29 protein-coding genes are annotated in these 27,000 nt (G+C 36.6%); 8 read left to right on the top strand and 21 right to left on the bottom strand.

The features are described 5' to 3' along the window. Together AB3U99_RS10385 and AB3U99_RS10380 are read right to left on the bottom strand one after the other, a co-directional pair. Positions 1–561: a hypothetical protein gene (locus AB3U99_RS10385; RefSeq protein WP_400247360.1), complete on the bottom strand. Its 561-nt coding sequence runs from the start codon at positions 559–561 to the stop codon at positions 1–3. 265 nt (positions 562–826) lie between these two features. Continuing rightward, positions 827–1,633 carry an SMI1/KNR4 family protein gene (locus tag AB3U99_RS10380; protein WP_400247358.1) on the bottom strand — a complete coding sequence of 269 codons (807 nt, stop codon included), beginning with the start codon at positions 1,631–1,633 and terminating at the stop codon, positions 827–829. Between the two features lie 120 nt (positions 1,634–1,753). Between AB3U99_RS10380 and AB3U99_RS10375 the strand changes: the two genes are divergently transcribed. Genes AB3U99_RS10375 through AB3U99_RS10360 form a run of 4 tightly spaced genes read left to right on the top strand, consistent with a single transcriptional unit; the run spans position 1,754 to position 2,784 of the window. Next, positions 1,754–2,260 (top strand): hypothetical protein, encoded by a 507-nt coding sequence (locus tag AB3U99_RS10375; protein ID WP_400247356.1) that lies wholly within the window; start codon positions 1,754–1,756, stop codon positions 2,258–2,260. Then, positions 2,239–2,439 carry a tyrosine-type recombinase/integrase gene (locus AB3U99_RS10370; RefSeq protein WP_400248025.1) on the top strand — a complete coding sequence of 67 codons (201 nt, stop codon included), beginning with the start codon at positions 2,239–2,241 and terminating at the stop codon, positions 2,437–2,439. Before AB3U99_RS10375 ends, AB3U99_RS10370 begins: the two co-directional genes overlap by 22 nt. Further along, positions 2,408–2,638 carry a tyrosine-type recombinase/integrase gene (locus AB3U99_RS10365; protein WP_400247355.1) on the top strand — a complete coding sequence of 77 codons (231 nt, stop codon included), beginning with the start codon at positions 2,408–2,410 and terminating at the stop codon, positions 2,636–2,638. The genes AB3U99_RS10370 and AB3U99_RS10365 overlap by 32 nt, the downstream gene beginning before the upstream one ends. Then, a complete protein-coding gene (locus AB3U99_RS10360) occupies positions 2,638–2,784 on the top strand; it encodes a hypothetical protein (RefSeq protein WP_400247353.1) in 147 nt (48 codons plus the stop codon). Before AB3U99_RS10365 ends, AB3U99_RS10360 begins: the two co-directional genes overlap by 1 nt. Positions 2,785–2,847: 63 nt before the next feature. Here the strand turns inward: AB3U99_RS10360 and mutL are convergent, their stop codons facing one another. Together mutL and mutS are read right to left on the bottom strand one after the other, a co-directional pair. Beyond that, entirely contained in the window at positions 2,848–4,773 is a 1,926-nt protein-coding gene (gene mutL, locus AB3U99_RS10355) for a DNA mismatch repair endonuclease MutL (protein WP_400247351.1), read from the bottom strand. A 212-nt stretch (positions 4,774–4,985) separates the two neighbouring features. Further along, the gene (mutS, locus tag AB3U99_RS10350) at positions 4,986–7,607 is read right to left on the bottom strand and encodes a DNA mismatch repair protein MutS (RefSeq protein ID WP_400247349.1); all 2,622 of its coding nucleotides are present in this window, start codon (positions 7,605–7,607) and stop codon (positions 4,986–4,988) included. A 406-nt stretch (positions 7,608–8,013) separates the two neighbouring features. Between mutS and AB3U99_RS10345 the strand changes: the two genes are divergently transcribed. Then, a complete protein-coding gene (locus AB3U99_RS10345) occupies positions 8,014–8,238 on the top strand; it encodes an excalibur calcium-binding domain-containing protein (RefSeq protein WP_400248023.1) in 225 nt (74 codons plus the stop codon). 99 nt (positions 8,239–8,337) lie between these two features. On the opposite strand, the gene AB3U99_RS10340 is transcribed toward AB3U99_RS10345, so the two are convergent. Further along, entirely contained in the window at positions 8,338–8,886 is a 549-nt protein-coding gene (locus AB3U99_RS10340; RefSeq protein ID WP_251627950.1) for an outer spore coat protein CotE, read from the bottom strand. 352 nt (positions 8,887–9,238) lie between these two features. Here AB3U99_RS10340 and AB3U99_RS10335 point away from each other — a divergent pair, with 352 nt between their 5' ends. From AB3U99_RS10335 to AB3U99_RS10325, 3 genes are all read left to right on the top strand, one after another. Then, complete coding sequence (locus AB3U99_RS10335) at positions 9,239–9,694, top strand: hypothetical protein (protein WP_400247347.1); 456 nt, start codon at positions 9,239–9,241, stop codon at positions 9,692–9,694. Between the two features lie 36 nt (positions 9,695–9,730). Next, entirely contained in the window at positions 9,731–10,039 is a 309-nt protein-coding gene (locus AB3U99_RS10330) for a hypothetical protein (RefSeq protein WP_400247345.1), read from the top strand. Between the two features lie 110 nt (positions 10,040–10,149). After that, positions 10,150–10,503, top strand: a complete 354-nt coding sequence (locus tag AB3U99_RS10325; protein ID WP_400247344.1) for a hypothetical protein — start codon at positions 10,150–10,152, stop codon at positions 10,501–10,503. A gap of 150 nt (positions 10,504–10,653) precedes the next feature. Here AB3U99_RS10325 and AB3U99_RS10320 read toward each other — a convergent pair whose 3' ends face one another. The 16 genes from AB3U99_RS10320 to yfmF form a co-directional block, all read right to left on the bottom strand. Next, positions 10,654–11,037 (bottom strand): RicAFT regulatory complex protein RicA family protein, encoded by a 384-nt coding sequence (locus AB3U99_RS10320; RefSeq protein WP_400247343.1) that lies wholly within the window; start codon positions 11,035–11,037, stop codon positions 10,654–10,656. Continuing rightward, positions 11,037–12,587 carry a tRNA (N6-isopentenyl adenosine(37)-C2)-methylthiotransferase MiaB gene (miaB, locus tag AB3U99_RS10315; RefSeq protein ID WP_400247341.1) on the bottom strand — a complete coding sequence of 517 codons (1,551 nt, stop codon included), beginning with the start codon at positions 12,585–12,587 and terminating at the stop codon, positions 11,037–11,039. The genes AB3U99_RS10320 and miaB overlap by 1 nt, the downstream gene beginning before the upstream one ends. Positions 12,588–12,962: 375 nt before the next feature. Continuing rightward, a complete protein-coding gene (locus AB3U99_RS10310; protein ID WP_400247339.1) occupies positions 12,963–13,886 on the bottom strand; it encodes a dipeptidase in 924 nt (307 codons plus the stop codon). Positions 13,887–14,371: 485 nt separating this feature from the next. After that, the gene (spoVS, locus tag AB3U99_RS10305) at positions 14,372–14,632 is read right to left on the bottom strand and encodes a stage V sporulation protein SpoVS (RefSeq protein WP_016201204.1); all 261 of its coding nucleotides are present in this window, start codon (positions 14,630–14,632) and stop codon (positions 14,372–14,374) included. A 175-nt stretch (positions 14,633–14,807) separates the two neighbouring features. After that, on the bottom strand, positions 14,808–15,605 hold the full coding sequence (locus AB3U99_RS10300; RefSeq protein ID WP_400247337.1) for a TIGR00282 family metallophosphoesterase: 798 nt from the start codon (positions 15,603–15,605) through the stop codon (positions 14,808–14,810). 146 nt (positions 15,606–15,751) lie between these two features. Further along, positions 15,752–17,323: a ribonuclease Y gene (gene rny / locus AB3U99_RS10295; RefSeq protein WP_235247713.1), complete on the bottom strand. Its 1,572-nt coding sequence runs from the start codon at positions 17,321–17,323 to the stop codon at positions 15,752–15,754. 526 nt (positions 17,324–17,849) lie between these two features. Next, on the bottom strand, positions 17,850–18,893 hold the full coding sequence (gene recA / locus AB3U99_RS10290) for a recombinase RecA (RefSeq protein ID WP_400247335.1): 1,044 nt from the start codon (positions 18,891–18,893) through the stop codon (positions 17,850–17,852). A gap of 202 nt (positions 18,894–19,095) precedes the next feature. Then, positions 19,096–20,334: a competence/damage-inducible protein A gene (locus AB3U99_RS10285; RefSeq protein ID WP_400247334.1), complete on the bottom strand. Its 1,239-nt coding sequence runs from the start codon at positions 20,332–20,334 to the stop codon at positions 19,096–19,098. A gap of 98 nt (positions 20,335–20,432) precedes the next feature. After that, complete coding sequence (gene pgsA, locus AB3U99_RS10280) at positions 20,433–21,011, bottom strand: CDP-diacylglycerol--glycerol-3-phosphate 3-phosphatidyltransferase (RefSeq protein WP_400247332.1); 579 nt, start codon at positions 21,009–21,011, stop codon at positions 20,433–20,435. A 115-nt stretch (positions 21,012–21,126) separates the two neighbouring features. Then, on the bottom strand, positions 21,127–22,020 hold the full coding sequence (locus tag AB3U99_RS10275; protein ID WP_400247330.1) for a helix-turn-helix domain-containing protein: 894 nt from the start codon (positions 22,018–22,020) through the stop codon (positions 21,127–21,129). An 11-nt stretch (positions 22,021–22,031) separates the two neighbouring features. Next, positions 22,032–22,823, bottom strand: a complete 792-nt coding sequence (locus AB3U99_RS10270; protein WP_400247329.1) for a DUF3388 domain-containing protein — start codon at positions 22,821–22,823, stop codon at positions 22,032–22,034. A 51-nt stretch (positions 22,824–22,874) separates the two neighbouring features. Next, positions 22,875–23,129, bottom strand: a complete 255-nt coding sequence (locus AB3U99_RS10265; protein ID WP_400247327.1) for a hypothetical protein — start codon at positions 23,127–23,129, stop codon at positions 22,875–22,877. A 105-nt stretch (positions 23,130–23,234) separates the two neighbouring features. Next, positions 23,235–23,492, bottom strand: coding sequence for a DUF3243 domain-containing protein (locus AB3U99_RS10260; protein WP_031534605.1), 258 nt, complete (start codon positions 23,490–23,492; stop codon positions 23,235–23,237). A gap of 93 nt (positions 23,493–23,585) precedes the next feature. Next, positions 23,586–24,308, bottom strand: a complete 723-nt coding sequence (ymfI, locus tag AB3U99_RS10255; RefSeq protein WP_400247325.1) for an elongation factor P 5-aminopentanone reductase — start codon at positions 24,306–24,308, stop codon at positions 23,586–23,588. 86 nt (positions 24,309–24,394) lie between these two features. Next, complete coding sequence (yfmH, locus tag AB3U99_RS10250; RefSeq protein WP_400247324.1) at positions 24,395–25,678, bottom strand: EF-P 5-aminopentanol modification-associated protein YfmH; 1,284 nt, start codon at positions 25,676–25,678, stop codon at positions 24,395–24,397. After that, positions 25,678–26,958 carry an EF-P 5-aminopentanol modification-associated protein YfmF gene (yfmF, locus tag AB3U99_RS10245; RefSeq protein ID WP_400247322.1) on the bottom strand — a complete coding sequence of 427 codons (1,281 nt, stop codon included), beginning with the start codon at positions 26,956–26,958 and terminating at the stop codon, positions 25,678–25,680. The genes yfmH and yfmF overlap by 1 nt, the downstream gene beginning before the upstream one ends. Between the last annotated feature and the right edge of the window lie 42 nt (positions 26,959–27,000).

Genomic DNA, 27,000 nt, shown 5'->3' with positions numbered 1-27,000 from the left:
TTAATTACTTCTTATATCAAGAGACAAATTACTATCCTGTCTAATCATAAACGCAGCAATCTTTCCGTTTTCCGAGAAATTCGCTTGGCCCTTCACCTCATATTTTTCGACCTCAGAGCCATCACCCTTTTTATAATCTATAATAGCTGTAAAGTCATATATATTTTGCAATTTTTCCTTTTGCTCTACATAAACATCCCTAATCTTCATTTCACTGTTTTCAGGACTAGGTGCTACATAGCTTAATGCGTAGGTTCCTGTATATTTATCATACATTTCCTCGGTAAAATATGCCTTATACTTCTTCTCTATGTAAGCATCCAGGTTATTAGATAAACTAGTTTTTTCTTCCGCTCCTATAATCGTGTAATTATTTGGATCCTCTAAAATATCACGAAGCTCCTTATTAGGTACAGTAAACGTTTCGTTCAATACCATTTCAAGTGTTCTACTGTTTTTATCCTCTGAGTCATTTTCAGCGGAACAGCCCACTACCATTGGCAACATTGCAATGAATAAAATGGACGTAAATTTTCTTACAAATTTATTTATTTTACTCACCCCTCTCTTAGGAAATACGTTTGAATAGTCAAAAAGTTTCAATTTGGAATAAAACAGGTCTGCTCCAAAAATCAGTGGATACTGTTTTTTGGGGTAGACCTTTCTATTACACAAAATAATGAAATTCTAAGACATCCCATTTACAAGTAATTTTTTCTAGTTTAGTAGGGTTAAGGAAGATGATTATTTGAAATGAAAAAGCCCAACTCATTTGAGAAGGGCTTCTCTTTAAACTACATTAACCATATATATTCTTACTATTTCATTATCTTTCATTATCATTTAAATACTCAGATATAAGATACAGAAATGTTTTAAATATTTGATCTTGTCTTTTTTCAAAATCTGAAATGACATAATTTATAAATTCTCTTTTCACATTATAGCCCATTGTAATGGCACTCCAAGCCTTTTGTGCAGCGTATTCGACCACATCCTCCTCATCATGTTTTAACAATCTAATAATATCATCTTGGTGTTCGGTTAAGATGTTGTCCTCATATATATAATGTTCGAATGCATCAAGTCCATTTTTAATTTCAGAAATATCATTACTTCTTACTAATTTTCTTGCTTCTTCAAGTGTAATTATAATTGCACCTTCGCCAACTTGATCATCTTCATTTTCTTCTTGAATAAAAAGATTATCTACCATTTCATCAAACGATGAATATAATTCTATAATCTTGTCTTCCTCTGTATCTATATAGATAACTTTAGGATTCTCTGAATGATTGTAATCTAATGCAAGCCATTCATGGCCATCACCACTTAACAAAATAATATTTTTTCGTTTTATCTGCCATTCTTTTACATAATAATCTGTCATCATGATACCCTCATTTTCTTTTATCCCTAATAGGTGCTCAATTAATAAATAATTATCACCTTCCCAACGATTTAGAGATATTGGTAATGCGTTATATAATAGATTCCCTCCGTTCTTTTCCCTTAAAGTATCAATATATGCTTTTGGCAATTTTACACGAAAATGCTTTTCTGCTTTATCTATATCTTCACTTGTTAAATTATTTAGAGTATAACTACTCTCTCTAGATTTCCAAATATTCACAACTTTAACATTCCTTTCAAATAAATGTTTATTTTTGTAAAAAATAATTTATTATGTAATTTAGGTAAATATTCTGACTTGTTACAATACTATACCAATTTATTAAAAAGGAGAAGAGTTGTGAAAAAATATATTTTAAAAATAGCAACAGTATTATTACCAATTCTATTAATTTTTAGTACATTAAGCGAAGCAAATATTAACGCTGCACCAAATATACATATATACCCAAAAGATCCAAGCGATCCTGTTACAGAAGAACAATATGAATACCTTGAGCCAGATTTAGAGACTTATGAAGATATCAATATAGACGAACTAGAAACAGTACCAGTTGAAACCTTAGAAGATGAACCTGAAAATATTGATGATTTTGATGATGAACCAATTATCGATTTTGATTCTGATTCAGAATCACCTGATAAAGCGCCCGCAATCGAATATGCTGAAAAAAACAATAATCCTCCATATGGAGGAGCTATAAATATCTATCCTACTACAAGAATAAAAACAAAAGGTAAAACAAAGACAGTAAAAGTTCAAGTATTTAAAGGAAATGGTAAGAAAGTATATGAAACAGTTAAAAATGGTCATATGTCTAATAAATATCACCCAGTGACCAAATAAGGACTGGCTTAAGAAAAGGCGAACTATTAGCACTTAAATGGCAAGATATTTTTTTTGATAAAAAAGTAATCATTATTTCGAAGTCTAGAAATGATAAAAAAATCAAAAAACCTAAGACGTCTTCTAGTTTCCGAACTATCCCTATAGGTGATAAGCTTATTAAAGATTTATTACATTAAAGATTGGCAACAACAGAATAAAGAGAGATACGGGGAAAAATACATCGATCAGGATTATGTTATTACAACGTGGAGTGGAAGACCACTAGGTCCATATGGTATCAACAAGGTACTCAAAACCATTATCGATAAAACAGATCTTCCTAAAATTAGTCCTCATGGCTTACGTCACACTCATGCTATTATGATGCTTGAGTAATGATATTAAAGCTGTTAGTGATAGGCTTGGACATGCAGCTCTTAGCGTTACAACTGATGTATATTTACATATTACCTATTACCAAAAAACATGCGTTAGAAAGTATTAACCGGTTCAAAAAGTATGTAGAAGAAGAAGAAGAATAAAAAATGTGGGGGCAAATGGGGGGCAACTACTTTTCCACCCCCTATTAACCCTTGTAAATTCCACTACATCACGCGCTTGAACATTTTCTCCATTTCATAAGTAGAATAATGCACAATGATCGGTCTACCGTGGGGACAAGTGAATGGATCAGATGTAGTCCGAAGTTCGTCCAATAAGCTTTGAATCTCATCATTTCGTAAATGGCGGTTTGCTTTAATGGAGCCTTTGCAGCTCATCATGATGGCTGCTTCTTCTCGTAAGAGCTTAATGTCTACTTTTCTCATGGAGAGAACTTGTTCAATCATTTCTTCGATTGTTTCTTTTTCTTCTCCTTTTGGGAACCATTGTGGATGGGAGCGAACTAGGTAGCTTTGCTGGCCAAACGGTTCGAGAAATACGCCTACTTTTTCTAATTCGGCTTTATTTTCTTCTATTTTCATCCACTCATCAAGGGAATAATCTAATGTTAACGGGATAAGCATTTCCTGTAATTCATTATGAACTTCTCCAACTTTTTCCCGGAAAAATTCGTATTTGATACGTTCTTGGGCTGCGTGCTGGTCGATGATGTATAATCCTCTTTCGTTTTGCGCAAATATATAGGTTCCATGCATTTGCCCAATTGGATAAAGAGGCGGAACTCTGGGACCTTCCACGACGTCGGCTATTTCTTCCTCTTCCCATGTTTCCGCTACCTCTTCCACTGGTGCAGGTGGAATGAAACTACTGTCTTCCTGTCCAAAGAAAAAGGCTGTGGCATCTGTTATTGTTGTATCTTCTCCATCTTCTCCACCTTCTCCAGCTTGCCAACTACTTTGTGCTTCTTCTACTGGCTCGTTCCAAGTTGCCTTTTCCTCTTGCTCTACTGTTTGATTTGAATAAATTGATTCCGTTTTCGAAACAGATACAGGCATTGCCGGTTCACGAACCGTGTCAAAGCTAAAGGCCGCCTGCTCTTCTTTAGGAGCAGCCTTTTTCTCACGGATAAGTCCTGCCGGAATAAGCTCTTTTTTCTTAAATGCTGCTTTAATCGTATTGCTGACAAGCTCATACAGCTCTTGTTCTTTACTAAAGCGCACTTCCATTTTCGATGGATGCACATTGACATCAACTAGAATCGGATCCATTTCCACATTTAAGAGAACAATTGGATATCTTCCAATCGGCAGCAAGGTATGATAGCCTTCCTGAATACTGCGAACAAGAGAATAGTTTTTAATAAATCGCACATTAATCATCGTGGAAATGTAATTACGTGACGCTCGCGTAATTTCTGGCAGCGCCATATAGCCACTTAATTTAAAATCAAGGGTGCTTGCGGAAATTGGAATCATTTTTTTGGCAATATTTAAGCCATAAATGCTTGCAAGAACTTGTCTTACATCCCCATTGCCATTCGTATGAAGTAACTTGCGATCATTATGAACTAAGCGAAAGCTAATATCAGGATGCGCAAGGGCAAGACGATTGACGATATCCGTTATATTGCCAAGCTCGGTATGAATCGACTTCATATATTTCAATCTTGCTGGCGTGTTAAAGAACAAATCGCTGACAATAATCTCTGTACCTCTTCTTCCAGGTGCGCCTTCCTGTTTCACTAAATGACCGCCTTTGAGCTCAACCGTTGTCCCCTTTTCCCCTGTTGAAGTCGTTAAGGTTACTTGGGAGACAGAGGCAATACTCGGTAGTGCCTCTCCTCTGAAGCCAAGGGTCCGAATTCGGAATAAGTCGTTTTCGTCTTTAATTTTACTTGTCGCATGTCTGGAAAAAGCAGTTAAGACATCCTCTTCGTCAATTCCTAGTCCGTTATCAAGAATACGGATGCTCTCTAAACCAGCCTCTTCGATAAAAATTTCAATCGAAGTACTCTTTGCGTCAATACTATTTTCTACTAACTCTTTTACAACAGAGGCTGGCCGCTCAACAACTTCACCTGCAGCAATTTTATTCGAGAGTGCATCATCCAGTTGAATAATCTTTGCCATTGCTTCTCCTCTTTTCTTTCTTACTTTTATTCAGATTAAGTGGGCGGTACCATGTATAGATTTAACTGTGGCTCTAATTTCGGCTTTCATTTTGTGTATGAAAACCACTTTTTCCGTGGTTTCTCTGGTTTCTGGCGTTCATTTCACTTATGAAAGCCACTTTTCTGAAGTTCCTCTAATTTCCGGCTTTCATCCAACTCACGAAAACCACTTCATCCATCATTCCGAACTTTTTTATGAAGTTCATACAATGTATTTAATGCCTGCATTGGCGTCATTTCTAGAATATCTATTTCTTTGAGCTTCGCTAAAATTTGCTTTTCCTTAGTGGAAATCGCTTTTTGAGGTTTCTTCTCTTCTTCTGTACCAAAGAAAGATAATTGTGCCTCTTCCTCGATTTTTTCTGTTTTTTGAACAGGTTGCTCGATTTGCGCCACTGCTGCTTCTCCAGCAAATTGGTCTTTTTGCTCTAGGCTTGTTAACAGTTCTTGTGCTCGCTCAATCAATGCCTCTGGTAATTCTGCTAGTTGGGCAACGTGAATACCATAGCTTTTATCTGCTGCTCCTTCTTTTATTTTATGAAGGAAGACAACTTTTCCATTTTGCTCCATTGCACTTACATGAACATTGCTTAATGACTGAAGCTCGTCCGCAAGCACTGTTAGCTCATGATAGTGAGTCGAGAATAATGTCTTTGCCCCGACTTCATGATGGATATATTCAATAATTGCTTGTGCAAGCGCCATTCCATCATAGGTGCTTGTGCCTCGGCCAATTTCGTCGAATAGAATTAAGCTATTATTGGTAGCATGTAAAAGCGCATTTCTAGCTTCTAGCATCTCGACCATAAACGTACTTTGCCCAGAAATAAGATCATCTGCGGCACCGATTCTTGTAAATACTTGGTCAAATAGCGGAAGTACTGCTTCGTCTGCTGGTACGTAACAACCAATTTGCGCTAAAATACTGGTTAAAGCAATCTGGCGCATATACGTACTTTTACCAGACATATTCGGTCCTGTAATTAATAGCAATTCCCGATCTTTATGCATGGTGCAATCATTTGCAACATAGCTTTGAGCATTCATCACCTTCTCTACTACAGGGTGACGGCCATTTTTAATAGAAAGGATTCGATCCGTTGAAAATTGAGGCTTCACATAGCGACGATCCTCACTAACAGTCGCAAAGCATTGCAATACATCTAGTGCACTTACTGTTTTAGCTAATTTCTGTAAGCGTGGAATATATTCTTTAATCATCTCGCGGATAGTCGTGAAAATTTCATATTCCAGCTCCACCATTTTTTCTTCCGCTTGTAAGATTAGGCTTTCTTTTTCCTTTAATTCCGGCGTAATATATCGTTCTGCATTAGCAAGTGTCTGCTTGCGCTCATATTGTCCTTCCTGTAAAAGATGCACATTAGCTCGCGTCACTTCAATATAGTAGCCAAATACACGATTATAGCCGATTTTCAGTGATTTAATGCCTGTTTTTTCCCGTTCTTCTCTTTCCAGCTGGGCAATCCATGTCTTGCCGTTTCGACTTGCATCCCGGTAGCTATCTAATTCAGGGTGATAACCATCTAAAATAATATTTCCTTCTTTAATCGAAAGGGGCGGATTTTCCACAATTGCATGTTCTAATAAATCGGTAATATCTTCACATGGATCCAGTTTATCTGCAAGGCTGCTTGCTTCTTTTGACCCAAATGACGCAACAATTTGCTGTATAATCGGCACTTGCTGCAACGATTTTTTTAGCTGAACAAGATCTCTTGCATTGACATTACCGAAAGCAACTCGACCTGCCAAGCGTTCTAAATCATAGACTTCCTTTAATTTTTCTCGCAAATCTTGGCGTTCAAAATAATGACCAATCATCGTCTCGACTAAATTTTGGCGATATTCAATCTCACCCTTATTTAATAGCGGACGATCGATCCATTGTTTCAGCAGTCTCCCGCCCATCGCTGTTTTCGTTTCATCCAAGAGCCATAGCAGAGAACCTTTTTTTCCTTTCGAACGAATCGTTTCTGTTAATTCTAAATTTCGTTTGGAGTAATAATCAATTTTCATAAATTGATCGATTACATAAATAGAAACTGGCTGTAAGTGATCCAGGCTTCGTTTTTGTGTTCGATATAAGTAGTTAAACAAGCGAGCAACCGTGTTTTTCAGCTGCTGTTCATTGATTCCTTGTAATAAAGGTGCATGCATGCCTTTTTCATCGGTATCATTTTCAATCGAAAGCGTTAACGTGCCGCGCTCCTGTAATCTTTTCAGATACTCTTTAGAAAAGTCGTCTGCAACAACCACTTCTTTTGCTCCTGATAATGATAATTCATTCAATAAAGAATCGATTCCAGTTAAAATCGTTGCTTTGCTTTCCCCTGTCGATAAATCGCTATAGGCAAATCCGAATTTATCGTCTGCAAATATCGAGATAGTTGCAATATAATTGTTTTCTTTATCGGAAAGATTTTTCCCTTCCATCATCGTACCAGGTGTAATTAGCTGAACAACTTCTCTTTTTACGACTCCCTTTGCTTGCTTTGGGTCTTCTGTTTGTTCACATATTGCTACCTTATAGCCGCGCTCGACAAGCTGTTCAATATAGTTTGGTGCAGAATGGTGCGGAACTCCACACATCGGGATTCGCTCTGCACCGCCCCCTTCTCTACTTGTTAACGTAATCTCAAGCTCCTGAGATGCTTTGATCGCATCATCAAAGAACATTTCATAAAAGTCTCCTAAACGAAAAAATAAAAAGGCATCCTGATAATCTGCCTTTACCTGTAAGTATTGTTGTATCATTGGCGTATATGTTGTCATAACTTCCTCCAAAATCCAAGTCCAAATCTATTATTTTCTCATTATACCATAAAGAAATAGAATATTTGAGTGGGGGGTTTTGGGAAAACGCAGCTAATTTATACATATAAAATTTTTGGTATTTACGTAAAGGAAGATTTGATAACTAGTTCGTTCCATTGCGCTCCAGACATATGATTCGCCGGGGAGATAGCTGAGCCTTCTCGGGTACGCCTGTGGGGTCTCAGCCTTTCCTCTTCTTCCCTCAGGTGTCAAATGTCTTCCGCACCATTCCACTATCAATTTAAATTAAGACTAGTATTTCGCAAGCGAATCTTTTATAATTAGCTTGCTATAAATTCTAATATTAGGAAAAGGAGCAATTATTTTGAAACGTTTTCTATCTATTCTTCTAACAATTGTGCTTATGTTTAGCTTTATGCCGTTTTCAAGTGTTGCAGCAAAATCGAAAGTTAAAACTTACAAAAATTGTACAGCACTTAACAAAGATTATAAGGGTGGGGTCGCTAAATCAAAATCCACTAAAAATAAGGGTGGAAAAACGAAGTACAAACCGTATGTTTCAAAAGCTTTATATGATGCAAATAAAAAAAGTGACCGTGATAAAGACGGAATCGCTTGTGAAAGATAATCAGCCTGCCTTTTTCTTATGCAAATAGGAAAAAGGTTTTATATTTATGGATTCGTATTAAAAAGGTTCAAGAAAAAAAGACTAGGAAGCTCCTAGCCTTTACTCTTCTTCTCCGCCTACGAGAAAATCTGGATTTAATTCTTCAAATTCTTCGTCTTCTACTTCATCTTCAAACCATGCATCGTCATCTTTGCCACATTCGTCTGTGCATACTTCTACACAAATTTTTGTTTCTCCGATAACTTCTACGATAAATTCTCTTTCTACATGAACAATAATTTTATTGCCATTTGGAGAAATCACTGCTTCGATACAGTTTGGTTGCTGTAATACAGTTGCAATCACATCGTGGTCTTCTAGGCAGTCAGGATCACGATATTTTAGTTTAATGACATCTGTATATTTTACACGCTCTGTAACTACTTCTGTTTGTGTATTGTCATTATAGGAATACCAAACGTTAATGTCATAGTATCCGCAAATTTCTACTGTTTTACCAACCTTTTCTGCTTCATACGTATGGTTGATAATCCAGCAGCCCAAAATGCTTGAAGGGCTGTTGTCTGGGCAGATCGTATGATTGGATTTTGTGAATTTACGTCCTTTCGCTACGACTGCCTTTGTAATAATCTCTCTATATTCTCCCATGTTCGAGCGAAACCTCCTCATTCATTTTCATTTCATCCTATGCGGGATAGAAGTCTAGTGTGCGATAAATTTTAAAGACTGTAAGTAATGCTTAAATCTACTTCATTGTATGTAAAACTTGGGTAAGTGTGCCGATATTAGCCATTTTTCTAGACGAATATCCTCGTTTTTGCTAAGCCTTACTGCCTGCTTATGAACTGGTACGACTTATTTCTGTTTATGGGTAAAAATCATCTTTCCTTAGATGAAATTTTTATACTATGAAAAAAATATGCGTTTGTATTAATACATTCGCGGATACAGCTTGTTCGAATCTTTATATACTGTAGTATACGGTAAGGGGGTGAGGAAGTTGGCAGGGTTATTTAATAAAAACGATCAGTTTGATTTTAAATTCAATGTTAATGGTAAAGAGGTTACTGGTGAAGAAGGAGCAAAATACGCACAAGAATTAATCGGCAAGCTATCTACTGAAATGGGTGGCTTAGTTCAAAAATTAACAAAAGGTTTAACCAGTAATGTATCTGAAAGCACAATTGATGCAGTGAAAGAGAAAGTTACACCAAATATTGATTTTGATTCTATTAAAGAAAAAATGGCTAATGTCGATTTAGATTCTCTTAAAGATAAAGTAATGCCGAATCTTAATCCAGAAACGCTAAAGAGTTTAATAAATCAAGAAACATTAAGTAAGCTACAGGAAAAATTACCTGTTATTGATGCTTCAAATGATGATGGGAATCTTAAATTAAACGTGAATGGCAAGCCTATTTTTTCACTAGATTTATCAGATTTCATCAAAAAATAATCAATGAATCTCACTTTTGAAAGGAGGTGAAATCATATGTTGTCTAACTACACATCTGATTGTCACAAAGGTAACGGTTCTGGCGTTGCTGGTACTGATGTTGCTGCTAAAGGTAAAGGCATTGGGAATAAAGGGGCAGAACTTCGCGGATTCACTAACGCTACTCAAGGAAATGGTAACCTTGCTAACCAATTTACTGCTTCTGGTGCTGCTGGTGGTGCTGCTGTAGGTGTTAACTTATTAAACTTCTTCGTTGGTGGTATTTTAGTTAATGCTAACGTTGCTGGTGCTGCTACTGCTGTATCTTACAACGAAAACAGCCCTGAAATGGTGAACGAAGGTTAATCACCTTTCAAGATAATCACTCCTACAAGAGATAAGCATATAATAAAGGGCAACATCATTTTTGATGGTTGCCCTTTTCTTTTACATACCTAATAGGAGGAGGGAAAAGAATGGCGAAGGATAAAAATATTGGCTTAACTGCTGAGAAATTAAAGGAGCTTGGTGTACCAGAGGAGCTTATTGAAAAAATTTTGGAAACGGGTGGGCCTTCTGTTAATACCCATGCAGAAGGAGGAAATGGTGGAAGTGCTGTCAGCCTTACTTATGTTGATAACTATTCTGTTCTATTTCTAGTCTATACATTTCTTCAACAATCGATTAATAATGGAGACGCGAAAGATAAAGAAACGAAGCAGCTGAACAAAGCATTGCTTTCCACCTTGCAAACCGCTATGAAGGAACAACAGGAATATCGGAAAGCTTTCTTACGAGCGATTAACATTTTAAATAATCAGAACAAGTAAAAAACCAAGCGAGAATATGCTTGGTTTTTCTACTTTTGGGATTTAATTGTATTCGCAAATAACGGAAGCCCGTTGATTTCCCCTCCTATCAACTTAGTATGCTAAACGTTATTTAACTCATGAACATTCAATCTTACAAAAAACTCTTTTTTAATCTTCTTTCTTTTTATCAACAGAAGAAAGAATTTCGGTTTCAACTGTTTCTGCGATTGTTTTTGTTACCATTTGAAGCATGTCGTTCACGATTTCTTGTGATTCTTTAAACTCGCTGACGATTGGAAGCTCATCGATTTCTTTTTGCATTGCATCAATTTTTGCTTCTGTTTCTTTTAAAGCAGCAATTTTCCCATAGTGCTGAAGATTGACTGCTTGTTTTTGCAATTTTTTGATTTGAGCAATTCGATCATTCACTTTTTTGTTTTGATTGATTTGCTGTTCTGCCCGCTGATAAAATTCGACTTCTTCTGTATCGCGAATCATCTTGGCAAGTTGTTCTGTTCGCTCGATTATTTCTTCTTTTGTATACTTAGCCATTAGTTTGCCTCAACAGCTTCTGCTTCTAATACCTCAATCATTTCTCCGTTTAATGACCACGTTTTCGCATCCGTAATTTTAACAGAAACAAGTTTACCGATTGCTGATTTTGGTCCAACAAAGTTTACTAGCTTGTTTTTGCGTGTATAACCTGCAAGTACATCTGGATTATTCTTGCTTTCCCCTTCCACAAGAACCTCAACAATTTTGTCTTGGTAGCCCTTCATGGAATTTGCAGAATACTCATTAACTAAAGCATTTAGGCGCTGTAAACGTTCCTTTTTCACTTCCATTGGAACATTATCTTTCATTTTCGCAGCTGGCGTCCCTTCACGCGGTGAATAAATGAATGTATAAGCAGCCTCAAAACCAACCTCTTTATAAAGAGACAATGTTTCTTCGAATTGCTCATCTGTTTCATTTGGATACCCTACAATAATGTCTGTTGTAAGAGTTAAATTAGGAATAGCTGCTTTCATTTTGCGAACTAATTCTAAATACTTTTCTCTTGTATATTTACGTGCCATGATTTTTAACACATCAGATGAACCAGACTGTACTGGTAAATGGATATGTTCTACTAAGTTGCCGCCTTTAGAAAGCACTTCGATTAAATGATCATCGAAATCACGTGGATGACTTGTTGTAAAACGAACACGCGGAATATCAATTTTGCGCATTTCTTCCATTAAATCACCGAAACGGAAATCGATATCAGTGAAATCTTTTCCATATGCGTTTACGTTTTGACCTAGTAGCGTAATTTCTTTATAGCCTTGTGCAGCTAATTGACGAACTTCTTGAATAATATCTTCTGGACGGCGGCTACGCTCTTTCCCGCGAGTATAAGGAACGATACAGTAGGTGCAGAATTTATCACAGCCATACATAATATTAACCCAGCCTTTAATTTTCCCCTTCCGTACTTTTGGAAGGTTCTCGATAACGTCCCCTTCTTTAGACCACACTTCCACTACCATTTCTTTCGACATATATGCTTCTTGAAGAATATTTGGTAAACGGTGAATATTATGTGTTCCGAAGATCATGTCTACTTGTGTGTATGTTTTTAAAATCTTATTTACTACAGATTCTTCTTGGGACATACAGCCACAAACCCCTATTAAAAGGTCTGGTTTTTCTGTTTTTAAATGCTTTAAATGTCCTAATTCACCAAATACTTTATTTTCTGCATTTTCGCGAATCGCGCATGTATTAAGAAGAATAACATTGGCATCATCTACAGTATTTGTTGCTTCATAGCCTAATGCTAAGAAAATTCCTGCCATTACTTCTGTATCATGCTCATTCATTTGACATCCGTATGTGCGAATGTAGAATTTGCGTCCTTCTCCCATTCCACGGAATTGCTCTGAAATAGAGAAATCTTTTTCATAACGAACTTCTTCTTTTCCACGTCTTTTTGCATCTTTTAAAGAAGGTGCTTTGTATACTGTTTCGAAATATTTGCTGTAATCCTTTTCGGATTTTTTGTCCGAAGAATTATTGCTTTCAATTTTTTGTCCATCTAAACGTTGTTTTTCGTTCATTTCAACTACTCCTCTCTTATCGATAAACTTGTTTCATCCATAAGTTTGTTAATATACATGTTTTAGGCTAGTTCTTATAGATTGTTTTTTTAGGATTTTTTCGTAAAGTTTGTTGCTATGACCCACAGAAGTCAAGTACTGTACTGTCGCGATACTTAAACAACAATCTATACTTCATATGTACTATTCTTTATAGACATATTTTCATTATTCTAGTATAAGCCTTTGACCTTTTGAAAACAATAGCAAGGTTAGAAAGAAATATTTCTACTATTTTTTTATCTTTAACTAGGAATCTCACAGTAACGGGCAGTTGCGTTTTCTACCTCAAAAGGAGATAACGCAACTGCCCGTATGCTTCATTAAAATTCCCCTTTATTTCGGAAACCTTTTTACCATATTCGTATATAAAAACTTCTCTACTTGACTACTAGTATAATATTTCGTTAGTTCGTTAATTAGATTCCGATAATCGGCAGTAGAAGATAGCCCTTTAACGGTTTGAGAGATTCCATCAAAATCAGAGCCGAAGCCGACATGATCCTCCCCTCCAAGGGAACAGATATAATCTAAATGCCGCAATACATCTGTTATGGTTGCTGCATTTGAGCCACTTAAAAACGGCGGCACGAAAGTAATCCCAATCACGCTGTCTGCTTCTATCAACGCCTTTATCTGCTCATCTCGTAGATTACGAGGATGTGGACAAAGATTATATGTATTCGAGTGAGATGCATACGGATGATCTGCAAGCTCCATTACATCCCAGAAAGAGTTTTCCGATAAATGGGAAACATCTACCAATATATCTTGTTGATTCAGAAGCTTTACTGTTTCTCTTCCAAATAAAGACAAGCCTGCCCCTCTAGGCTCTAACGCACCGTCTGCAACAGCATTTGCATAGTTCCAGGTTAGACCAACTGCTGATACGCCTAATTGTAGCAATGTCTTTAATTTCAATAAATCTCCACCGATTGCATCACAGCCCTCAAGTGTTAGAATCGCGCCAATTTCTCCTTCTTTCAATTGCTCGATATCCATTTTATTACGGATAAATTTAAAATCTGGGTTAGGCTGAAGGATTTTTTCATAAAAAATAGTTGCCATGGATAATGCGGCTTCAAACTTCATATCTGGATGAACGGATTCTGGAATATAGATAGCAAAGCATTGAATTTTTGCTCCACCTTTTTGGAGTCCTTCTTTCGTTATATGAAGCTTTTCACTATTCTGAAAATTAATTGTTTTATCCTTAAACATTTTAAACAATACATCGCAATGCCCATCAAAGTAATTCAAAAAAATTCACTCCTATACGAATATGTTCTTTATTTTCTTCTATGTAAATCTTGTAGGCTTTCCACCAAGATATCATTAATCGCAAACTATTTAAACCCGTATTTTTAATTTTTCAAAAATTAAGATTTATTTTGCATGCGTATTGTTTGCTAAGAAGTAGAACAAAAAGCACAGGGGCGTTCCATCATGGCCAAAATAAAAAGAAAGGGGTTCTCATTCATTCGGTTACTTAAGCACTGCTTTTAAGAGATTAGTTAAGAAGAATATTCATTCTCCAACTTTAAATCTTACAGCTGTGAGGACGAAACCTAATCGATAAGACACCCCCCTTCATTTTGAAGGTTTGCTCTATTTCCTTCTGATGAAAATCTCCCTAAAAGGATTCATTCTGCCCGAGCGAATTTACCAATCATTAAGAAGGGAAAATTGGGAAAGCATGAGAATCACGCTTTCCTTTCTTTTTTCCATATAATCTTATTTTCTCTTTATCTAGGCTCCACAATGAGCTTGATGGCCGTTCTTTCCTCACCGTCAATAACGATATCAGTGAAGGCAGGGATACAGATTAAATCCACTCCGCTAGGTGCTACAAACCCTCTTGCGATAGCAACTGCTTTAACCGCTTGATTTAATGCACCTGCACCAATTGCCTGGATTTCCGCTCCACCTCTTTCTCGTAGAACACCTGCAAGCGCACCAGCTACAGAATTGGGACTAGACTTTGCTGAAACCTTTAATATCTCCATTTCTAGCTCCTCCTTGTTTAACCCCCCCGCATGTTTCATTAAGATTAATGAACATATCAGGATATATATCATTCCAATGTTACTATATTCCAAGTTTAATACACATATTCCAGCTTGGACATAAAAACTTTGAAAATATTTGATTTTTCAGGAAAGAAGGAAGAGCTATATTCTGTTAGGAATAAAAAGGATGGTCCTCATTAATTAAAATGCGCTCCATTTTCTTCGCTTTGCCCGTCTTCTTATCCACCTCAATCAGACATCCACTTAGCTGAGCTCTCCCACTTTTTGGCGGCTCAAAGCGTGTTGGCAAATTCGTTAGAAAGCGATTTAGCACCAATTCTTTTTGCATACCAAGAATAGCATCATACGGTCCTGTCATGCCCACATCCGCCATAAACGCAGTCCCATTTGGAAGGATGCGATTATCAGCAGTTTGCACATGTGTATGTGTTCCAACCACCGCTGTAACCTTCCCATCTAAATACCATCCCATTGCTTGCTTTTCACTTGTTGCTTCTCCGTGAAAATCGACAAAAATAATATCTGTACGCTTTTTCGCTTCCTTCACTAAGCCATCAATTACAATAAATGGATCGTCACTTGGATTCATAAAGGTACGTCCTTGTAAATTGATAACAGCTACTTCAATATCATTTATTTTTACAAAAACCATCCCCTTTCCAGGATTATTTTCCGGAAAGTTAGCGGGACGCACTAAATATTTCGCGTTATCAATAAACTCAAATATTTCGCGGTTATCCCATGTATGATTCCCCATTGTTATCGCTTGAGCACCGATTTCCAAAAAGCTTCGATAAATTTTCTCTGTAATACCTTTTCCCCCAGCAGCATTCTCTCCATTGATAATCGTTAATTGTGGTCTGTATTTATCCTTTAACTTTGGTACGTACTCTTTAATCATGTCTCGGCCCATAGAACCGACAACATCCCCAATAAATAAAATATGCATATCCTATTTCCTACTTTCTACTTTTCACTATGTAACAGTGTAACATATAATTCCCTTTCGCTCCTAACGCGATTTGCCTTAAAAGGAACTTTTCAGGCATGCTGCTGTATTTTTCGATAAAAAAAACGGTGCAATCGCACCGTCTTTTATTTTGCATATTCAACCGCTCTTGTTTCACGAATGACGGTTACTTTTATATGACCTGGATAATCGAGTTCCTCTTCGATTTTCTTACGAATATCGCGAGCTAATCGATGAGACTCTAAATCATCCACAAGATCTGGTTTCACCATAATTCGAATCTCACGACCTGCTTGAATAGCGAATGATTTCTCTACTCCATCATAAGATTCAGAAATTTCTTCTAATTTCTCCAGTCGGCGAATATAATTTTCTAATGTTTCTCTTCGCGCTCCTGGTCTTGCAGCTGAAAGTGCGTCAGCAGCAGCTACTAGTACAGCGATGATTGAAGTTGGTTCTGTATCACCATGATGAGATGCGATACTATTGATTACAACAGGATGCTCTTTATACTTGGTAGCAAGCTCGACACCAATTTCCACATGACTTCCTTCTACTTCATGGTCAATGGCTTTCCCAATGTCATGTAGTAGTCCGGCTCTGCGGGCAAGGGTTTGATCTTCCCCAAGTTCAGCAGCTAAAATTCCTGATAATTGTGCCACTTCCATACTGTGCTTTAATACATTTTGTCCATAGCTTGTACGGAATTTTAAACGTCCAAGAATCTTAATTAAATCTGGATGTAATCCATGAACTCCGACTTCAAACGTAGTTTGTTCTCCGATTTCACGAATATGTTCATCCACTTCTCGACGCGCTTTATCAACCATTTCTTCAATACGAGCTGGATGGATACGACCATCCTGAACGAGCTTATCTAACGCAAGTCTTGCAGTTTCACGTCTTATTGGATCAAAACCAGAGAGAATAACTGCTTCTGGTGTATCATCAATGATTAAATCAATTCCTGTTAATGTTTCAAGTGTTCGAATATTTCGACCTTCACGACCGATAATTCGCCCTTTCATTTCATCATTTGGAAGGTTTACAACGGAAACTGTAGTCTCTGCAACATGATCAGCCGCACAACGTTGGATTGCAAGTGACAGAATTTCTTTAGCCTTTTTATCTGCTTCTTCTTTCGCTCTAGTATCACTTTCTTTAATCATTACCGCAATATCATGAGCAACTTCTTGCTCTGTACGGTCTAAAATGATGGACTTTGCCTCTTCTCGAGTCAAGCCAGAAATGCGCTCTAGTTCTGTTTGCTGCTTGCGAACCATCTCGTCCACTTTGCTTTCCATCTCTTCCATATGCTGTTGTCTTTTATTAAGAGAATCGTCCCTCTTTTCTAAAACTGATTCACGTTTGTCTAACGCTTCTCCCTTGCGATCAAGATTTTCCTCTTTTTGCAATAAACGATTTTCTTGTTTTTGTAGTTCATTTCTTCGATCACGAACTTCTAGTTCTGCTTCACTACGAAGCTTGTGAATCTCATCCTTTGCTTCTAACAAAGCTTCTTTTTTCAATGCGTCTGCTTCACGCTTTGCATTTTCAATAATTTGTTCAGCAGTCATTGTTGCATTGCTAATTTTTGCATTAGCATTGGACTTTCGAATAAAATATACAACAAAGCCAACAACGGCAATAACGATTAGAATAAGCAAAATGGAGATGATTTTTAATAGTGGATCCATCATTTTCACCTCCTCTTGCTATCAAATTGTGTTTGTTACGATTTTAAAAGTATTGGCTTAATGTTCCTTTTTTCAATCGAAATTTTCCCTAGTCATATAATCGTTTTCTAGGTTTTCATACTTATAAAAATGTAAAATATACAATTCAATTGTATAGTTGTACCAATTTATTGTCAAGACTTTGAACTAGTAGGATTAACCTATTTCTCATTGGCTATCTTGTTAGCCTTTTTCTCTAACAATTGCTCTATTATTCCTATATATGTATGAAAATTTCTCCCTATTAAACTGTAATAGATTATCACTTTCTAACCTATCATCTATATTATGGTCAGAAATTAAGCTTGTTAAACCTAATTGAGTCTTTTATTCAGTGTGTTTTTCTCATGAAGTCTTTTTATAATTTTAATAAAATATCATGAGATAAACGATAGATTCTATTAGCTGAATTAATAGTCGCTTATTAATAATCAATCAAAAAAAGATGGCAAAGTGGATATCCACTATACCATCTTTTGGTTAACAATTAGTCGATTAATTCAAATTGTTCTTGGTCGTCCTTTTCAGGCTTTAGTGTTACTTCTTTATCGAGCCCGTAATGATCGCGGATTTTCTTTTGAATTTCTAGACGCATTTCTTTATTTTCTTTCAAGAATTGCTTCGCGTTTTCACGGCCTTGTCCTAATCTTTCGTCATTATAGGAATACCAAGCCCCACTCTTCTGAACAATATCAAGATCTGAACCAAGATCAATAATCTCTCCTTCTTTAGAGATACCTTCTCCATACATGATATCTACTTCTGCCACTTTGAAAGGTGGTGCTACTTTATTTTTAACAACCTTAATTTTGGTTTTGTTTCCTACCATGTCTGTTCCTTGTTTTAACGTTTCAGCACGACGAACTTCTAAACGAACAGATGAATAGAATTTCAATGCACGTCCACCAGGAGTTGTTTCAGGGTTTCCGAACATTACTCCGACTTTTTCACGAATTTGGTTAATGAAAATAGCAATTGTTTTTGACTTATTAATTGCTCCAGATAATTTACGAAGGGCTTGTGACATTAAGCGTGCTTGAAGTCCAACATGGGAATCTCCCATTTCTCCTTCAATCTCTGCCTTTGGTACAAGTGCAGCTACAGAGTCAATTACTAAAATATCAACTGCTCCACTTCGAACCAAAGCTTCTGCAATTTCTAGCGCTTGCTCTCCAGTATCTGGTTGAGAAAGTAATAATTCATCGATATTAACGCCAAGCTTTTGTGCATAAACCGGATCTAATGCATGCTCTGCATCAATAAATGCTGCTTGTCCGCCATTTGCCTGCACCTCAGCAATAGCATGTAGCGCTACTGTTGTTTTACCTGAACTTTCAGGACCATATATCTCAACAATACGACCTCTTGGATATCCACCAACACCTAGGGCTGCATCTAAAGCTAACGATCCACTTGGACTAGTAGAAATGACTTTATCAGCTTGCTCTCCCAGCTTCATAATACTACCTTTACCGAATTGTTTTTCTATTTGTTTTAACGCCATTTCTAATGCAGCTTGACGATCACTCAAATACGTTCTCCTCCTTATATAAAAAATGAATCTCACTAATCATGATTCATTCGTTGTTTAAAAGATTATATATTTAATATACCTTTTTTCTTTTCATTTGTACAGCAAAAAATCGAACATTCATTCGTTTTTTTATTTCTAACGGGAGAAGCACTACACTAGTAAGACGCAAGCAAGAAATCATCACTTACGTCTATTCAGTCTATCCCTTCAACATTTTCAATAAAAAATATTGACCATATTTCACACTTCTGCTTCGATTACCAGCTCTAGTACCACTAAGCGCTAAAGCTTCCACTTTAGTCGGCTCACCTTTTTTAGCTATTCCGATAAAAACGGTACCAACCGGATTCCCCTCCAGTTCATCTGGACCAGCAACGCCTGTAAAGCTTATGCCAATATCTGCATTTAATAATCTTGCAATATTTTCTGCAAGCTCCTTTGCACATGGCTCACTAACAACGCCATGTTCTTGAATGGTTGCCTCTTTCACATGAAGGATTTGATGCTTCACCTCATTTGTGTAACAGACAACTCCTCCTTGGAAGATATTTCCGGCACCTGGAATACTCGTAACCTCTTGTTGAAATAGGCCACCTGTTAAGCTTTCTGCAGCTGCGAGGGTCAAATTTTTCTTTAATAATACGTGAGCGAGTTCGTTCATTAACGTTGTGTCATCATATCCATAGAAGAATTCGCCTACTCGAGAGAATATTTCTTCCTCTGTCTTTGCAATTAATTTATCTGCTTCTGCCACTGAATCATGCTTACACGTAATACGCAATGTTACTTCCCCGTCTCCTGCAAGAGGCGCAATTGTCGGGTTTGTTTGTGCATCAATTAAATCTTCAATTTTTGTTTCTAATAAAGACTCCCCAATTCCAAAAAAGCGAAGCACACGTGAAATGATGACATCTTTACTTGTCATTTGCTCTTGTATCGCTGGAAATCCATATTTTACAAACATTGGCTGAATTTCTTTTGGCGGTCCAGGTAAGAGCATATAAAATTGATCGTCTTTTTTCAAAAACATGCCAGGAGCCATTCCATGATCATTGGGAAGAACGTCACATCCTTCTAGAACTAACGCTTGTTTTTTATTATTTTCGGTCATTGTGCGTTTTGTCTTAAAAAAATAGTCTTCAATTGATTGAAGTGCAGCTTTATCAAAGACTAGCTCTTTTCCTAGATGATTGGCAATCGTTTCTTTTGTTAAGTCGTCCTTCGTCGGACCAAGTCCTCCTGAGAAAATAAGCAATTGTGCTCGACTTTCTGCGATTTTAATCGCTTCCATTAAACGAGCAGCATTATCTCCTACAACTGTATGATAATAAACATTTACTCCTAAGTCGGCTAAATGCTTGGAAATAAATTGCGCATTTGTATTAGCAATTTGCCCAAGCAATAATTCTGAGCCAACCGCGATAATTTCTGCATTCATCTATTGTGCTCCCCCTTTTTGTCGCTCATAAAGAAAGGACATCTTTATAAAGCAATATTCGCTTGTAAAATCGATGTCCTCTTTTTTATTCCTCTATTTTATTTGGATGAAACAAAAGCTTGTTTGTTTTTTGCAAAATAATCCCAACCAGACCAGATAGTAAAGATTAAGGCAACCCATAGTGCAATGATATCAAACGGAAGTGAGACAAGTTCGAAAATCATGTTATGTAGTAAAAGTGCTGATATCGCAACAATTTGCGCCCATGTTTTAATTTTTCCTAGCATATTTGCAGCGACAACTTCGCCGCCACCAGCAAGTACTAAACGCAATCCAGTTACCGCAAATTCTCTACTGATAATAACAATGGCAATCCACGCAGGTGCCATATCTAATCCTACTAAGACAATTAGTGCAGAAGAAACTAATAATTTATCTGCTAAAGGATCTAAAAACTTCCCTAAGTCGGTTACTAGATTATATTTTCTTGCAAAATGTCCATCAATCCAATCCGTTGTGGATGCTATAATAAAAATCAAGGCACCGATAAAATGTGTCATCGGTAAGGTAACACCTAAAAGTGTCAGCTCTCCCCATGAAAAATCTACTAGCATAATTACTAGAAAGACAGGGATTAATAAAATTCTTGCTACGGTAATCTTATTTGGTAAATTCATCTTACAACCTCCATTACCATGACGATAATCGCCACTTCCATAAAAATAAATTAAAACCATTAGTATTATAACCTAAATACGTTATAATAGCGAAAAATAGTCATCAAATGGATGACTATTCTTCTTTTGCGTATTTAATGACAAGATCTTGTCTAGAGGAAGAATCACCAAGCTCTAATTTCTCATCATTGACAAAAACATCTACCTGACTATTTCCGATAATTACATGCGCCTCAGTCTCTTTTGATAGATCTACTTCCTTGGTATCAGATCCATCTTTTTCAAGAATACCTTGGAAAAACGAATAGTTTTTGCCATTTTGGATATCAACCCAAACTTTTCCAGTTGAAACAAGCTTCACAACAAATTTCTCCGCATTTTCCACTTCATAAGTAGTTGTTCTTCCCTCTGTTTCTTTTTTGGTAATCTCTTGTTTTGTTTTTTCTTCTTCTACCTTTTTCTCTTCTTCCTCTACTACTTTCTTTTCGTCTTTATTCGCATTCTCATCTGTTGCTTTTTCTTGTTCCTTCTCATTTAACGCATCTGATTTCATATAAACAGAATTTTGTTCCGTATCATTATTGGACTGTTTGTCTGGATTGGAATCTTTCGCATACCAAAAGTACCAAACCAAAAAAGCAACAGCTAGAACCAGAATAGCAATAAGTATAGTAGGAAGGATATCAAATACTTTTGAACTCGCTCCGTCTAAGGATCTTCTTGAATTCACTCTCGATAAATTTTGCGGTAACTCATCGTTTGCTGTTGTCGGCACTTCATCTTTATATTCTTCAAATAATTCTTCTGGAACCAAATCTACCGCTTCTGCGTATTGTTTGATAAATGCCCGTGTATAAAATTTACCTGGCATCATACTATAGTTGCCTTCTTCAATGCCAACTAAATATCGGATTTGGATTTTTGTAATCTCCTGTAATTCCTCTAACGTTAGTCCTTTTGCTTCTCTAGCTTCCTTTAATCGATTTCCTAATTCACTCAAAGATAACACCTTCCAACTTACTAAAAATCAAAACCCTCGAATTCACTTTCTATGGCAAGAGTATTCTTTTTATGAACATCATAAAGAATCTCCTCGCCTGGCTCATGTCTTAGCTCAATAATATAATCAAAATCATCTAAAGTGTATTCTGTATTATGTACAAAGGCATCGGGATGTTCTACCACTTTAATACACGGTAGGCGCATCACTTCTCTAATTACAGCCCAATGTCGCTCATTGATTTGCTTAGAAGATACAATTCCATCAATGATAAATAAATTATTTTCATTGTATTCTCCTTGCATTAAGGAATGGCGAATGGTCTGCTTTAACAAGGTAGAGCTTACTAAAAGCCACCTTTTATTTGCACAAACACTAGCCGCAACGATAGATTCGGTTTTGCCTACACGAGGCATCCCTCTAATGCCTATTAATTTATGACCTTCTGTTTTAAACAATTCAGCCATAAAATCTACTAACAATCCAAGTTCATAGCGAACAAATCGAAATGTCTTTTTATCATCAGCATCTCTTTGAATATACCGGCCATGTCTCACCGCAAGTTTATCTCTTAAAGATGGTTCTCTAAGCTTGATTACTTTTATTGTGTCCATTGTATAGAGAATAGATTCTAACCTTTTTATTTGTTCCTTATTTTTTGCTAACATTAATAAGCCGCGACGTCCATCGTCTACCCCATTAATAGTGATAATATTGATAGAAAGCATCCCTAGTAAAGAGGAAATATCCCCTAATAGGCCAGGTCGGTTTTTTTGAATTTCGTATTCTAAATACCATTCCTTCTGTTCCAAAAAAATCCTCCTACAAATATCAAGTGAAATTTTATAGTCTTTTAATTTCTATCATATAGGAATAGTATAAATAATCAAGAAAAAAGGGGTAAAAATAGAAAAAAAGATGGACTTTTTGTTGAAAGGGTGCTTTCTAGAAAAATGTTGCTTTGTTTTTTGTAGGCGGAACGTTGATTTCTGATAGATATAGATGATTTTATTTGGGTTGGGGGATGGTATTTGATGAAGCACTTCCTCTGTTACCTTTTGCTTTGGTTTTTCTTTCGGTCGGTCACTGACATGATATTCCTGTGCCAATCCAGTCACTGACCCAACAGCCTCCAGCAGTATTCAACACTATACTAATGGAAGAAGCTCGATAAATAGACTAAAATTTCTTCCTCTATTTATCGAGCTTCTTTATACACATAATTATTTTGTTCCGTTATTATGGACTAGTTTTACCATCATATTAGCGATCGCATGTTGTTCCTGTTCATCTGCAACTGACCATAGATCGGATAGAATTTTTTCTTGTTCGTTTTTTGGTTGAACTTGATTGGATAGGTAATCTCCTATTTGAAACGCAAGATCTCCTATTACCGCTTGGTTCATTCCTTCATTTTCAGCATGATGAAGACGATCTGCTAAAAAGTCTTTCCATTGATCCCAATTTTCTAAAATAGACATATGAAATACTCCTTTCATTGCTTAATGTGCATTACATCATTATTTTGGATAGTTCCTGAAATAATATGCATGAAAAGCAAATGGAAAAAGCTATTACATATGCCATCCTCCATTTAGGGAAAGAACTTGTCCTGTCATATAGGAAGATTTCTCTGATAACAAAAATGCAATGCTTTCAGCAACCTCTTTCGGTCTTCCTAGTCTTCCCATTGGGATTTCTTCTTCGATTATTTGCATTTCCTCGGGCGAAAATGCCTGAAGCATATTTGTTTCAATTGCGCCAGGCGCTACCGCATTCACCCGGATACCATTGTAAGCCAGCTCCTTGCTTAACGCCTTCACGAAGCTAATTTGTGCTCCCTTTACAGCGGAATAAGCCACTTCCATCGCAGCCCCTACCTGCCCCCATATACTTGTTATAACGATAATATTACCACTTTGCTGGGAAAGCATTTTGGGTAATAGCTCTCTTGTCATACACATCATCGAATGAACGTGGACATTCCATAAATCCTTCATTTCTTCATCCTTCAAATCAGTAAATAACCCATATGTACTAATGCCGCTCGCATGAACAATGCCATCGATTGTAAAAATGTTTCCCACTATTTTCTTATAGGCATCTGGCTGTTTTAAATCTGCTTGAATTGGAAAATATTCTCCCCCATACTCTGCTAACGCTGAAAGCAACCCCTCCATTGCTGGTTGATTTTGATGAAAATGTAAATAAAGCGAATATCCTTCCTCTGCCAACTGTTTCGCTATCGCTTGTCCTATTCCACCAGATGCACCAGTAATTAAAATCCATTTCCCCATTGCTCGTCTCCACTCCATTTACTTTCTTTTTTTCTAAAAACAGCAACAGACACAAAGAAAATCCTTCCTTTGTGTCTGCTTCCATATTATTTCGGCACCACTTGGCATGTTGTGATTCTGTCTTTTTCCAATAATTTGGTCGCCGCATTTTTAATATCTTCGACTGTGATTTCTTCAACAGTAGGCACTACATCAAATAAATTCATCTCATTGAATGCATAGCGAGTAAATTGATTCGCGATATATTCTGGTGAATTAATTGCACGCAAGAATGCACCAATTTTCTTTTTCTTTGTTCTTTCTAATGTCTCGCTTGCAAAATCACTTGTTTTCGCTTTCATGAGGATTTCTTTGATTGCAGCTTCCAAACGATCAGGATCACTCGTATCTCCACCAATCATCGCAAATCCAAAGCCATATTCCTGTGTGTAATCATAGGAGAAGGTATCATCAATTAAACCTTCTTGGAAAAGATTTTGATAGTTCTCTGAGCTTTCGCTAAATAGGAAATCAAGTAATAAATTGATGCTCCACTCTTGTTTCATCATTTCTTTTCCTGAGCGCTCCACGTCAATCCCTTTAATTCCAACAAGGCATTTAGAAGTATGCACATTCATTTTCAATACTTGCTTTTCCTTATTGACATGCATTGGCTCTTCCGCAAATTTACGCTGGATTTCACTGTGATTCGTATAATCCTTTTTGTTTTGATTTTCTTTTATTTGAGTCATATATTCTTCTGGATCAACTGGCCCCACAATGAAAAGAAGCATATTGCTTGGGTGATAGAATGTATTATAGCATTCATAAAGCATATCTTTCGTAATATGGGAAATTGATTCAATCGTTCCGGCAATATCAATTTTCACTGGATGATTGACATACATATTTTCAATTAAACCAAAATATAGGCGCCAATCTGGATTATCATCATACATCGTAATTTCCTGACCGATTATTCCTTTTTCCTTTTCCACTGTTTTTTCCGTGAAATAAGGCTCTTGCACAAAATTTATCAACGTTTCTAAATTATTCGCTACATTGGAGGTGCTAGAGAATAAATAGGCCGTTCTTGTAAAGGAAGTAAATGCGTTCGCACTTGCCCCTTGCTTGCTGAAATCTTGAAAAACATCTCCGTCTTCTTTTTCAAAGAGCTTATGCTCTAAGAAATGAGCAATTCCATCAGGAACTTGTGTGAAATCAGAACCATCAAGGGGAACAAAGGTATTATCTACCGAACCATAGTTTGTTGTAAACGTACAAAACGTTTTATTAAAGCCTTTTTTAGGTAAAATATACACTTTTAAGCCATTCACTAATTTTTCATAATATAGCTCTTCTTGCAATTGAGCAAATTCTATTTTTTCCATTATACATTCCCCTCCGATCCGGTTAAGAAATAAACAGTATCCAATTCAATTTTCTTGGCTGCTTCGATAATTTCCTCTTTAGAAACTGTGCTCATCTGCTGCAGCCATTCGCCCATCTCTACATATTTGTCACTTACACTATTATGATAGAACAACTCAATCATCCCACGGGAGGTATCTAATGTTTCCAGCATTTGATTATGAATCACTGCTTTTGTCTGCATGATTTCCTGATCGGAAAATTCTCCTTTTTTCATGAGCTCCATTTGTTCTTTAATAATTTTCACAGCTTTTTCGTAGTTTTGATTATCAATCCCTGACATTACTAGCAATAGCCCTTTATGGCTTTCGAGACGACTTGCTGCATAATAAGCAAGACTTTCTTTTTCCCTGACATTTATAAACAATTTTGAATGAGAGAAGCCTCCATAAATGCCATTTAGTACTTGCAGTGCAAAATATTCAGGGTCCCCATAGACAATCTGAGTACGGAATCCCATATTTAATTTCCCTTGTTTTATATCCTGTACTTCACGAACCTCTTTTACTTCTCTAGCTTCGTGAGGCGTTCTGCGATCAATAGACTTTACCATTCGTTCCTTAAACGGAAATAATTCTTCTATATAAGAAGCAACCTCTTCTTCGTTTATATCGCCTACCATATACAGATCAACTTGATCCTCTGCAAGCGCATTTTGATAATAGGAAAAAAGGGATTGTGGCGAAATGCTATCCACCTCTTCCTTTTCTCCATATACGCTTAGTGCATATGGTTCGTTTTCACACATAACATCAATCACTCGCTGATTGGAATAACGCATTTTATCATCATAAATCGATTGAATTCGTTGCTTTAAAGCACGCTTCTCATTTTCGATGACGTTTGAATCAAAGCTATTGTCAGTGACATTCGGGTGAAAAATAATTTCAGATAAAAATTCCAATCCTTTTTTTAATAAAGGAGTAGGGTCTGATAAAAATTTTTCATTGACAACTTCTAATGAGAAAGAAACAATGTGGTATTCTCCTTTTTTAGCAAGGTCAATAAAAAAGGTCGCTCCATACAACTCTTCTACATAGGAACGAAGCTTTGCGGTTGTGGGATATTTCTCGGTGCTATTTTGCATGACATATGGCAAAAGTGCCCGGTGTGTTACATTTTCTTTTGTAATGGGTGTTCGCCATTTCACTACAATATTATTTGTTTTAAACTTTTCTGTCTTTACTGTATGTAATTGAAAGCCGCCACATTTCGTGATTTTTTCCGATACTACACTCATAACATACCTCCTACGTATACTTGCACTAATCATACACTACTT

This window comes from Niallia tiangongensis (genome assembly GCF_044704065.1).
In the GTDB taxonomy this organism is placed as follows: Bacteria; Bacillota; Bacilli; order Bacillales; family Cytobacillaceae; genus Niallia; species Niallia tiangongensis.
This window is presented reverse-complemented; position numbering and strand designations above follow the sequence as displayed.